Below are 13683 nucleotides of genomic sequence, written 5' to 3' on the forward strand. Positions count from 1 at the left end.
TGGAGCACCTCGTTTTGTATAATTTAAGGAACTAAATAAATGCTTTTCCTAAAAGTTCAATTGAATAGAATCCAGCATGTTCTCTTCTTCCTCATCGCCGCCGCTCAACCCGATATATTCGATTGTTATGTTCGGTTGTTCTAGAATCGCTGATAGGATGTGTAAGTAGTCGTTTGATAAAGCCTCGATTCTGCTTTTTTTAAACAGCTTTTTAGAATATTCAAACAGACCGTGATAGTTGTCCTGGTCCGCCTGAATCGACAAGGTCAGATCGAATTTGGCAACCGGATGATGAAATTGATACGGCTTGAGCTGAAGGGAATCGAATGTCAATTCAGCCTGATCGAGATTTTGCAGCACAAACATCGTATCGAACAAAGGATTGCGGCTTGAATCTTTTGGGAAATGCAAGTGCTGAATCAATTCTTCCAACGGATAGTCTTGATTTTTATAGGCATTCAGCATGTTTTCCTTTACTTCGTTTAAGTAGGCATCAAATGTTTTACGGCCCGCCGGGTGATTGCGAATGACTAACGTATTGACGAACATTCCCACGACTGACTCTACATCCAAATGAGTCCGCCCGGCAGATGGCGTTCCTACGACAATATCCTCTTGTCCGCTGTATTTGGATAAAAGAATCGTATAGGCTGCCAATAAAATCATATACAGTGTTGCTCCTGTGTTTTCTTCAAGTTGGCTTAAACGCTGTTTCAAGTGTTCCGGTATAACAAATTCAAAGGATTCTCCTTCGTAATCGCGTATATCAGGTCTCTCGTAATCCGCAGGCATTTCCAGTACAGGAATGTCATCACGAAACTGATCCAGCCAATACGCTTCCTGGCTCTCGATATTCCGTTTCTGAATGTCAGATTGCTGCCAAACCGCATAGTCTTTATATTGAACAGAAAGCGGCTCCGGTTCGTTCCCCGCGTAAAGCAGGCTTAAATCCTTCATCAGAATATTCTCGGACACCCCGTCAGAAATGATATGATGCATATCAACCACAAGCACATGCCGCGCAGGTTCAACTTCAATCAGACCGGCCCGCATCAGCGGCGGCTTGGCTAAATCAAACGCTTGGATGAAATCAATCACACGGTCTTTCGCTTCTTCTTCGCTAGCTTGAATTCGTTCTATTGTAAATTCGACGCTCTGATGAATACGCTGTGCCGGTTCGCCTTTGTATAATTCGAAGCTTGTCCGCAAAGCTTCATGACGTTCGATTAATTTTTGAAAAGCGGCGTTTAACCGGTCGGGATCGATCGTCCCTTCCACACTCATGGCACCCGTCATATTGTAAGTCAGCTCGCCGCCTTCTGTGTGACTTAACAAATACATGCGCCTTTGAGCTGAAGAAACCGGATAATAGGGCATTTCCTTTGCGGCCGGGATCGGTACATATTGATTTTTGCCCATGTGTAACGCTTTGTCAGCCAATTGTTCAATGGTAGGAAACTTGAATATGTCTTTTAACGTCAGGTTCACATCCAACTCTTTATGAATTCGTGCGGCTAAGGCCGCTGCACGAATGGAATTTCCTCCGAGATCAAAGAAATTATGTTTGATCCCCGCACGGCTTATTCCGAGCACTTCCTGCCACAAATCTGTCAGTTTGGACTCGACCTCATTGCCCGGCGGAACATATTCAGCTGTCTGCTGCAGACTTGCTTCGGGTGCAGGCAGTGCTTTACGGTTTATTTTCCCGTTGGACGTTAACGGCATATGCTCAAGACGGACAAAATAGGACGGAACCATATAGTCCGGGAGCTCCGATGACAATTGTTCCCTAAGCTGCGCAGCCGCTATAGGTTTGTCGCTTACGTAATACGCGCACAATTGTTTTAAGCCGTCTTCTGCTTCTCTGGCTGTAACCGCGGCTTTTTGCACCGTTTCCACGTTATGCATCGCTGCTTCGATCTCGCCAAGTTCGATTCGGTGTCCCCTGATTTTGACTTGTTCATCGATGCGGCCCACATATACAAGATTTCCATCCCTCAATCGCTTAGCCAAGTCCCCTGATTTGTACATCTTCGCTCCCGGGATAAACGGGTTTTCAACAAATTTTTCTGCCGTTAAATCCGGGCGATTCCAATACCCTCTGGCAACACCGGGTCCGCTGATATACATTTCACCGATTACCCCGATTGGAACCAGATTTCTGCTTGCATCAGCCACATAAATGTCCGTGTTGGCAGCCGCAGTGCCGATCGGTACAAATTCCTGCTTGTCCCGTTTTGCGTCGTAACGGTAAATCATACATCCGACGACAGTTTCCGTCGGACCGTACTCATTGAATATGTCCAGCCGTCCTTTAAACTGCTTGCTGACACTTTTGGCCAGACGGGTGCTAAAATTTTCTCCGCCTACAATCATTTTCCGTATTGTGGTGTGACTTGCTATATTCATCTCCTTGATGACGTGCAAATGTGCCGGGGTCAATTTGATCATGTCTATTCTTGAGTCTTGCATAATCGCAGAAAGAACAGCGCTTTTATCTTCTCCGTCATAGACGATGATGGTATTTCCCGTCACCAGCGGTGTAAATATCGAAGTCACCGTCAGGTCAAAAGAGATGGAAGAGTATAATGGGAAGTTGGTTTTCTCTCCCCGCACATAAACTTCTTTCGCCCACCAAATATAATTGGCCATCCCCTGGTGCTCAATGAGTACACCTTTCGGATTGCCGGTCGAACCCGACGTATAGATCATGTACGCTAAATCATGCGCATCGCTGAACAATTCAAGATTTGAGCGGTCTGCATGATAAGAGTTTTCCTCATCCAGAAGCACAACGTCACCATCATACGGTAACTGAACTTGCAGGCTGCGGTGTGTCAACACAATCTCCGCTTTTGAGTCACTCAGCATATAATGGATCCGGTCCTCCGGATATTCAGGATCAATGGGCACGTATGCGCAGCCGGATTTCAGAACAGCCAAAATTCCAACAATCAGCTCGATACAATGCGGAGAGATGATGGCAACGAATTGATCCGCTTGTATGCCTATTGTCCGTAACGTCCGCGCCAATTGGTTTGCCCGTTCATTGAGCTGTCTGTACGTATACCGCTCATTGCCGAAAATAACGGCTTCATGATCAGGCCGCAGGTTTGCCTGGTTTTCAAACCACCGGGATACCGTTTCGTTATGCGGATACGGAGTCTTTGTGTCATTAAACTCCGTCAGCAATTGATACCGTTCGGTTTCAGACAGCATAGGAACGGAAGACAACGTCATCTCCGGCTGCTTCACAAGGCTCTTTAAAATACTGACATAGTGTCTTGTGATCTGTTCAATGGTGTCTTTTTCAAACTGTCCCGGTTTAAAATCAAAGTGCATCTCAATCTGTTGCCCGGCATCTTCAACCGTCAGCATCAAATCATATAAAGAGACCCCTGGATTTCGTTCTTTCACCTTAAATGTACATTCATCGTGCCGGATTTCATGAAATTCAATATTTTGAAACACAAACATTGTGTTAAACAGTGATTTGCCTGTTGTTTCCCGTTGTACATTTAATTTTTCCACCAGCCGGTCGAATGGATAGTCTTGGTTTTCGAAAGCGTCAAGCGTCTGCCGCTTTACTTCTTCCAGATAATCCGTAAACTTTCTATTAGCGAGCGGCTTCGTCCGGATTCCGATGGTTTGAATGAAAATCCCGATGATATTTTCGACATCCGGATGATTTCTTCCTGAAGCAGGCGTGCCTACGACAATATCTTCTTGTCCTGTATATTTATGAAGCAGCACTTTGTAGGCGGCCAGAAGCACCGTATAAAGCGTCGTTCCCGCCTTTTGCGCCAGATCTTGCAGCGAACGGATTACATCCGGCTGTAAGGAGCACGTTACGCGCTGCCCGTCGGAAGACCGTTCCGCCGCTTTTGAACCGTCTGTCGGCAGTTGAAGAACCGGGATTTCTTCTTGGAATTGTTCAAGCCAGTATGTCTCCTGCTGCTTCATGGCATCCTCATTCAGCCATTGGTTCTGCCATTCTGCGAAATCTTTATATTCAAATTCAATGTCCGGTAATGGTTTCTGATGATATAAAGCCAGCAATTCATTTGTAAGTATGTTGATGGAATAACCGTCCGAAATGATATGGTGCATATCGATGAGCAGCTCGGCCTGCCCGTTATCAATTTTGATCAGCTCCGCACGGACCAAAGGAGCTTGCTCCAAGCGGAACGGTTTTACAAACCGGTCTGCATAGGCATCAAATTCGTCCAGACTCATTGTCCGGACATGAATGTTAATATCAATTTCGTTTTCAAGTTTCTGGACAATTTCGCCATCTGAAATGTCAAAATACGTGCGAAACGCTTCATGCCGCTGCATGACTTGCTGAAGAGAAGAAATCAGGGCTTGCTCATCGTATTGCCCTATAATTGATATTTGGCCGAACATATTCTGAGCCAGCTGATCCGGTTCCATTTGGTGAAGGAAATATACTCTTTGCTGCGCCGGTGATGTCGGGTAATGCGCTTTTTTCTCAGCCGCCTTCATCGGGAGGTGCATGACTTTCTTTTCATTCTGAATGAAACTTGCTAATTCCTTAACAGTCTGGTGATTGAAAAATTGTCCGATGGAAACCTTTTGATGAAATGTCTTCTGAACTTTGGAAAGCATAAGCGTCGCTTGGAGTGAGTTTCCTCCCAATGCCAGGAAGCGATCTGATCTGCCAACCCGGTCAAGGCCGAAAAGTTCCTCCCAAATCTGCGCCAGCTGCCGCTCCGTTTCATTTGCCGGCGCCTCGTAGGCGTCAGCGAAGTTTGCCGTATTGCTGACTATTGAAGAGATCCGATTTTGATGGTCGGCATACAGTTGTTGTAAATCATGCTGTTCTTCATCGGAAAACATCGTCAGGGCGTCAAGAGGGACTGAATCCCCCTCAACCATTTTTTGCAGTAATTTCGTAAAGCCTGCTCCCCACTTTTTCATGATCTCCGGACTGATGACATTCGTATTAAAGTCGAAATCAAGAACATATTCTTGGCCCACATCCGTAGCATTAAGAAATAGATCATATGAAATGCATTTCATAGGGTAAGCAACGAGCTCGGCTTCCGCCTTTCCGAAATGAAGCTTTCGAAAAGGCCTGTCCAAATTAAAAATAATACGCATTTCCGGCACTTGATCGTGCGGAAGTTCTCTGGCTATCAGTGTCATTGGAACGGCCTGATGAAGCATTGCATGGTTCACGCTTTCTTTCATACTGCCAAGATAACCGGATAAGGTGCTTTCTGAAGAAGATGTGGTCTTTACCGGAATCATATTGACGCAATTTCCAATCAGATCATGCTGTTTCATATGCGATTGACCGGCTGTAGGAATTCCGATCACAAGACCGGACTGTTTGGTAAGCTGGTGCAGAAAAAGATGAAATGCCCCCAGCATCGTCACAAATACGCTATTTTTCCTCCGAATGCTTAATGACTTTAAAGCCTCGCTTAAAGGCCGCCCAAGCCTGACGGTGAACCGGTCACCCTCATACCCGTTCGGAAAACGGGCAGAAGCGATGCTCGGCAGGACTGCCTGCTGTATCGGTTCAGAGAAATGGTGACGCCAATAACGGACTCCTTCATCATAATGGCCGCTGTCAATCTGGGCCTGCTGCCAGTCTAAATATTGGCGAAATGAAGCAGCGGCCGCTTTCGGAGGAATCGGTTTTCCTTCTGCCATTGCCGCATAGCTGCTCTCCAGCTCTTGAACAAAGACAGCAATTGACCATCCGTCGGCAATGATATGATGGAATGTAAGCACAATCAGATGTTCGTCTTGGCCCGATGTAAGCACATGGATTCTAAACAAGGGTTTTTGTTCTTGGAAATGAAACGGCCGCTTGGCATCTTCTTGCAGCCATTTCTGAATTTCCGGCTCCCGTTGCTCTTCCGGGTAACCGGTAAAATCAATGACAGGAATTTCTACATTTATCCGCTCCTGCACTTGCTGTACTTCGTCATCAACATGGATCACCGTACGTAAAGCCTCGTGGCGGCCGACGATATGCCGGACTGCTTGTTTTAAGGGCGTATGCTGCAGTTTCCCCTTCACTTTCAGCATAATGGACTGGTTTAAGGCTGCAGAAGCTTCATTCCCATAATGTGATGCCAGAACCAATTGTTTTTGTTCAGGTGAAAGCTCGTGTATTCCGGTTTTGTTATGGCCTCCGTCATCAGGGGAATCCGGGCCACCCGGAATAAATCCGCCTCGGCGAAGATCCTTCACCGTGTCTTTAACGGCTTGAATGATGTTTTCAATATCATCCGCGGTATGCGCCGTGGACAAGAAGCAGTTGCGTCCTTCCCATACATAGATCCCTTTAGGATTGAGGTGGTAAAAGAACAAGTCGTTATCAAGCGATGAAACAAACCGGAATAAAGAACCGAATCGAACCATGCGGATAGGCACTTCTGATTGTTCAAAGCAGCGATTTAGCTGATCGACCAGATAGGCTGTTTTTTGATTTAACTGCTCATACAGGTGTTCTCCCTCGGTTTGTAAATGGCGAAGCACGGCTAATGACATTCTCATGGTAAGCGGGTGAGTATTGAAGGTGCCGGCCACAAAGGTGCGTTTCGCCTCGTCTTGCGGATAGGAATCATCCCCATACTGCCAGGTTCCCCCATCGATCGCATTCATGAACTCAGCTTTTCCGGCAACAATCCCTAACGGCTGTCCGCCTCCGATGATTTTTCCGTAGGTCACTAAATCGGCTTGAATGCCAAACCATTCCTGCGCGCCGCCGAGACCGATCCGAAATCCCGTAATAATTTCATCCATAATCAGAGCCGTCCCGGATTGCTGTGTAATCGCCCGCAGTTCTTTCAGAAATGCTTTCGGCTGCAAATCCGGTCTGCGGCTTTGTACCGGTTCCACCAGTACGGCGGCCAATTCATCCCCGAGACTGCGAATCACGTCCAGCGAATCTGGATTGTTGTAATGCAAAATAATCAAATCATCCATAAAGCTCTGCAGTATGCCCGGAGCCAGCGGATTCGCAGACGCAGCCCCGCCTTTTGTGCTCGCAACTCCCAATACGCCGTCAAACGTCCCGTGATAAGAGCCCGAGAACGCCACAACTTTCTTTCTTCCTGTTGCCGCCCTTGCCAAACGTAGGGCAACCATGACGGCCTCTGTTCCGGAATTATAGAAAGCGACCCTTTCTACGCCAGTGCATGTGCGGATTCGGTCGGCAACTTCCCCGGCGACATCCGACATCGGTCCGAGCGGTGGCAAGGATGAGCGGGTTGAATCATCGATCACCTGTGTAATAAACGATGGATGATGTCCGAAAAGATTAACTCCGAATCCCATGGTGATATCGATATATTCGTTTCCGTCAATATCCCACATCTTGGAACCGTCAGAACGTTCGGCAATAATCGGGTACACGATTTCCTTCCAATATGAACGGAAGCTGGACAGATTACGGTTGTTTGCATGAGCAAATCGTGTTTTGTCCGTATATTGTTTGGAACCTTTCGTTTTGTCTGCGTATTTCCTGATGAAATCTTCTAAATATTGTCTTTGCTGTGCGGTATAGTGTCCCTGTTCATGCAGGCTCTGAGGCTGAAAAGGAACATAGGGTTTCGCTTCTTGAGTCAATTTCTTTTCTCCGGCAGCAGCAGGAGGCCCCTGCTCGACTGAAGAAATTGATTTTTTTTGCGCTTTAGAGTATTCTTTCACATCGGAATGATGCCCGCTGGTTCTCAGTAAATTAAAGCTATTTAATTGAGCCTGTAAGGTATCCTGAATTAATTGATTCTGAGAAGCGATTATTTTTTCGAGCATATGCTCTTGGCGGTCTTCTCTGTGCTCCGACTCAGGCTGTGCTTCTGAAATGACCGGTTTTTCTCGCGCCGGAACATTTTCTTGAGGCGGAGCGGATGCAAAGGATGTTGGAGCGGTCTCAGCCAAGTAATCTATGACACTTTGAAGGTTGTTCATCGTATCAAAAAAACGATCCATCGGGATGTCTTCCCCAAATTCGTCCGCAATGGCCTTTTTGACCTGTGACAGCATGATGGAATCCATTCCGAGTCCGATAAAATGGGCATTCAGATCGATTTCATCCGCTCTGATCCCCGAAGCATTACTGATTACAGTTTTCAGGAAGGATTCAATATGCGCCTTCGATTGATTGATATTCAATACTGCTTCTCCTCTCTCTTCTCCCTCGTTTACGCTCAAAGGGGCAGCTTCAGCCCAACAGCGATTCCGTTCAAACGGATACAAAGGCAATGGCGTTTTTTGTACGGTTTCCCCGGAATAAAACGCGCGCCAATCTATAACGGCTCCTTTCACAAATAATTCGGCGGCGCGATTCAGCCGTGTGTTTCGTTCATCCTGTGTATGTGTACTCCGCTTGATCAGATCAGCGGTTTGTTTATTCAGCTCTTCTTTATGAGCAGGCAGCATTTCCTTCATATTCTGATAACCAACGTATGCTCCGGGGATATTTCTGTCTCCCTGAACCAGACAGGTCAGCTTATCAGATAACTCTTGTTTACTTGATACAATCATGGCAATCCTATGATCCAAATGAGCCCTGCCCGTACTGGCTGTATAGCAAATGGACTTCAATGAGGCTTGGCTGTCATTCGATACATATTGCCGGTACTGTTGTACGAGCTCATAGAGTGAATTTTCTGTTTGAGCAGACAAAACAAATAGGTGCGGCTCATTTTCGTCCTCGGGAGCATACTCATTTTGGGCAGTATATTCCTCCAACACCACATGCGCATTCGTTCCGCTAAAACCAAACGAGCTGATTCCGCCCCGCAGAGGCCCGTCACCAGGTGTGAACTCCGCAGCTTCCTGATTTACATAAAAAGGTGAAGAGTGAAAGTGAATGAGCGGATTAGGTTCATTAAAGTGCGCTAACGGCGGGTTTTTCTTATGATTCAGCATGAGGACAGATTTGATCAGCCCCACGATGCCTGCCGCTTCAAACAAATGACCGATGTTTGATTTAACAGAACCAATCGCACAAAATTGTTTTTTTGACGTATGCTTTTCAAACGCTTTACAAAGTCCGTTAAATTCAACCGGATCGCCGAGTTTGGTCCCGGTGCCGTGCGCTTCGATGAAAGACAGCGTTTCAGGAGCAACACCCGCGTCTTTCCAAGCCGTCTCAATGACCTCAGTCTGAGCTGCCGGATTCGGGGCGGTAATGCCGGCAGTTGTTCCGTCTTGATTCATCGCGCTTCCCTTGATCACACCGTAAATATGGTCTCCGTCGCGAACCGCATCCTGCAAAGGTTTTAACAGGACTGCAGCCGCCCCTTCTCCTGTGCCCGTGCCGTCTGAATCTTTGCTGAACGTTTTGGTGTACCCGTCCGAAGATTCCATATCAAGCCCGATACAGATCGGCAGGAGCGATGTTCGGACACCTCCGGCAATAGCCATTTCACATTCGCCGGAAATGATAGATTTGCATGCCATATGAACGGCGGCAAGCGATGAAGAGCAGGCCGTATCCACTGTGACCGCCGGCCCTTTTAAATTTAAGAAATAAGCGATTCGGCTGGCTAACACGGAAGGAAGATTGCCTACAATATATTGATGAAGTTCCTCCGGGTAACTCGCAGAAAGGAGGCGTTCATAATCGTAGCCCACCTTCGAATACCCTGCATATACCCCGACCTGACTCCCGTTCATACTGTCGCCGGCATAGCCCGCATCTTCAATCGCATGCCATGCAGACTGTAAAAACAGTCTTTGATTAGGGTCCATAAACTGAGCCGTTTTAGGAGCTAACCCGAAGAACGAATAATCAAATCGGTCGATTTCATCTAAATAGCCGCCCTTCACAAACTGATTCTCATTGAAATCACTTTGGATGGCCTTTACATAATCCGCCGCATCTTTCATCCGAGATACAGGGTATTCTCGAATGCTGTGCTCCCCTTTTTCAAGGAGATTCCAAAAATCACTTTTAGTCGATGCTCCCGGAACATTGAGCGACATCCCGATAATGGCGATATCTTTCGGAGAAACATGGTTTGGCTCCGCTGTCACATCAGGCTTGATTTCAGCACGGCCTTCAGACAGATATGCCGCTAAATCAGTGATAGAAGGATACGTAAAGAGGTCGGAAACGGCAAGCTCGCGTCCGAATTTCTGTTCTATGCGCTCGGCAATCTGCGATAACTGTAAAGAATTTGCGCCCATATCAAAATAACTATCAGTAAGGTGAACCTTTTTCCCGGCCAGTACTTCGGAAAAGATAGACAGCAATTCCGTTTCTATCTCATGAATCGGAGTCTGTCCTGATTTTTCCGGGCTGCCCTCTAAAAATTCATTGATGGCGGCAGACTCTACCGAGAATTCCCCTGCTTCGTACTGTCTGGCCAGTTCATATCGCTTCACTTTTCCGCTGGTTGTTTTTGGAAGCTTGCGGATCGGAAGGACTTCTTTTATGCTCCAGCCGCCCCGCTGGTACAAATGCTTTTTAATCTCTTTGACAAGCGGCGCAAATTTTTCAGGTGATTTTTTGAAAACAACAAAGAGCACGATTTCTCCGCTTCGCGTATTTTGATCATATACACCGCAGGCGGCAACCCTTCCTAAGTCAACCTCTTCCATTTCAATCGCAACCCGTTCAATATCGTGAGGGTAGATATTTTTTCCGTTCACGAAAATAATGTCCTTTTCTCTTCCGGTTACGACTAAGTTGCCACTTTCACTAATGAATCCGAGGTCTCCCGTTTTTATCCAGCCGTCAGAAGTCAGCGCTCTGTCCGTACTTTCGGGGTTGTTATAATACCCTTGAGTCACGTTGTCTCCTTTGATCTGGATATGGCCGATGATTCCGTCTTCTATTCTTTCATTTTCTCCGTCGGAGATTCGAATCTGACAATAGTCAATAGGCTGTCCCACTTCGACGAATGAAGCGCAATTTTGATCCTCTTTGCTGACTTTTACAGCTCTTTCACCGAGGTTTAAATAGTCGCGATGCAGATAAACGGGAACGAATTCTTCTCCTGTTTTAGAGAACGCTGCGCCGACCGAAGCTTCCGCTAAACCGTAAACATTCAAAATGGCCGATCTTTTCATATTGAATGCTGCGCATCTTGTTAAAAATTCGTCACAGAGCTCCGGCAATATCGGTTCTGCACCGTTTGCGATGACTCTGATGTGGGATAAATCCCAGTCTGGTTCGTTTTTCAAAAATTTAAGGAAGTAGTTGTATCCGAAATTAGGAGAGGATAGAATACTGGCTTTATGTTCATGAGCTTTTTTCATCCAAAGAATAGGTCTGCGAATAAATAATTCTGTAGGCATTAGATTTTGATTGATTCCGACTATGAAGGGAACTAGGTGGCAGGCGATGAGCCCCATATCATGCGTTAAGGGCATCCAAGATAAGAAAGAGTCTTTTGAGTCAATGGACAGAGCATTTCGAATGGCGCACGTATTATGTATTAAGTTATGATGCGTTAACATGACTCCTTTTGGATCTCCTGTCGATCCTGAAGAAAATTGGATAAAAGCCAGTTCATCCGCATCAGGTTCATAAAACGAAGCGGGGTAATCGTAGGTTTGATCTTGAATAATGTCAGATTTCTCGTTTAATTGATGATGGAAATCCTGTAAATCGTGTTCTGCAGCGTATTTCTTTATTTTGTCCAATACTTTTTCAGAGGCAATCAGAAACGGATGATTTAATATATTCCAAATCCGCCAGACCTTCAGCTTATGGTCATCATCTTCTCCGATACTGACCGGAACCGGGATCATTCCTCCTAATAAACAAGCCCAAAAAGCAACGACAAATGATTTGTTTTCCTGGATTTGAAATACAATTTCCTGCTTCGGCTGAATGCCGATATGCTGTAAATAGCCAAGAAACCCTTGCGCCTCTTCAAACAATTGGCGATAAGAGACAACTGTCTCGTTTTTATCGGATTCGATAAAACGGATTCCGCGATCAGAAATATTGCTTCTTTCCCGAATGACATCGACTAAGGTTTGGAATTGACTGGTATACATAGGTCCCCTCCTGGGCGCTTTATTTTAAAATCCGTAATTGTTCCTGAGCCGGAAGCTGTTTAGCCTCGCAAATTAATTTGCACAAATGGATTGAATGTTCGAGCTCTTGTTCTGAAAGCTCATCTTCATTTCTTTCCATTCTCTTTTTCAGCTCTTGGATTTGCGTAAATAATCGCGTCGTCATGTTGGAATAAGCCAATGAATCTTTGTTGTAATTTCGCGAAATGACGGATTGAATCATCAATTTATTCAGTTGTTTTTTGCGTAAATGGACAATATTTTTATTTCTTTCCCCTGAATTCGACAGCCGGTGAACATCAGATGTCTGTCCTAAAGGGTAAGGAGCAATATGATTCGTTATTTTTTTCAGCAGACTGCCTAAAACATTCTTCGGGCCCATTTCGATAACTTCCGTGACTCCGTGTAAAAGCAAGTAATGCATTGATTCCGCCCATCTTACCGGCATCGTCATGTGCTGCTTGAGATGTTCGTTGACCGAATTGCCGGTGCTGTAAGGCCGTGCGGTGACATTCGAAATAATCGGCCATGCGGCATCCCGAAAGGAATACTGGTGTAGTACGGTCTGGAATTGTTCGGATGCCGATCGTATCATCAGACTGTGAAAAGGCGCACTGACATTCAAATAAGTGTATTCAGCTCCCTTTTCCTCAGCCATCCTGATGACACGTTCCACAGCTTGCCGGTGTCCGGAAATCACATGCTGCTGATCTGAATTCATACAGGCTACACCTGCCGGAAAGTCTTCCGTCGACACTTTCGAACATATTTCTTGTAATGTTTGGAGAGAGAGATGCGTCACGGCGGCCATTGTCCCCTGCTGCTGAGGATCCGCATTTTGCATAAGAATACCCCGCCGCCTTACAAGTGTAACGGCATCATGAAAAGAAAGGGCCCCGCTACAGACGAGCGCTGAGTATTCTCCTAAGCTATGACCTGCAAGAAAGCGCGGTTTAACCCCTATTTCCTGCATATACACTTGAAAAGCAATCACACTGACTGTTAAAATAGCGGGCTGCGCATTCATTGTCTTTGTCAATTCATTCATATCACCGTTAAAGCACAGCTTTTTTATATCCAAGGAGATCGCATCGCTCGCTTCTTCAAATAATCTCTTTGCAAGCGCAAATTCATTCCAAAAATGTTTGCCCATTCCTACAAATTGAGACCCTTGTCCAGGAAATAAAAAGGCAAGATTGTTCATGAGTTCCCTCCGATCGCATCGAGATCCAATATCATACAATATATCCCTTTATCTAACATCCTAGCATGATTATAACAAAGGTGTATAGAATACTTTCGGAGGAGTTATTGTTCGATTTTACAAACGAACCGGTTACAATTATTCATAAAATATAAGTTGGGGCTGACACTGAAAAAACAGTCTTAAAAAGAGGTGATAAGAGCCGGAATGGAAGCCGGTTACCGACTCTTCTTCACTTAGTGCACGCCCTTGATGCTGCTTATTTTTTAGGTCTATTGGCATAATTGTGTCAGAAATTACATATTTTATGTTTATTGTAAACATTCATTTGTATATCTGTGAAGGATTGTAAACTGATGCGCTTTGATGCGCAAGGAATGGATCTGGATGAGGAAAATCTGTAAAGATAAAACGCGATGCAGAATATATGGATGACCTGCCCGGATACCGATTGCCGCAGTAAA

At 45.7% G+C, this 13683-nt stretch carries 2 protein-coding genes; both read right to left on the bottom strand.

Annotation, left to right across the window (positions count from 1 at the left end; all coding sequences use genetic code 11):
- Positions 1–48 precede the first annotated feature (48 nt).
- On the bottom strand, positions 49–11997 hold the full coding sequence (locus tag BAMF_RS30225; RefSeq protein ID WP_013352450.1) for a non-ribosomal peptide synthetase/type I polyketide synthase: 11949 nt from the start codon (positions 11995–11997) through the stop codon (positions 49–51).
- 19 nt (positions 11998–12016) lie between these two features.
- Positions 12017–13219, bottom strand: coding sequence for an ACP S-malonyltransferase (gene fabD, locus BAMF_RS30230; RefSeq protein ID WP_014470342.1), 1203 nt, complete (start codon positions 13217–13219; stop codon positions 12017–12019).
- Positions 13220–13683: the final 464 nt, after the last annotated feature.

The sequence above is a fragment of the Bacillus amyloliquefaciens DSM 7 = ATCC 23350 genome (assembly GCF_000196735.1).
GTDB classification, from domain to species: Bacteria; Bacillota; Bacilli; order Bacillales; family Bacillaceae; genus Bacillus; species Bacillus amyloliquefaciens.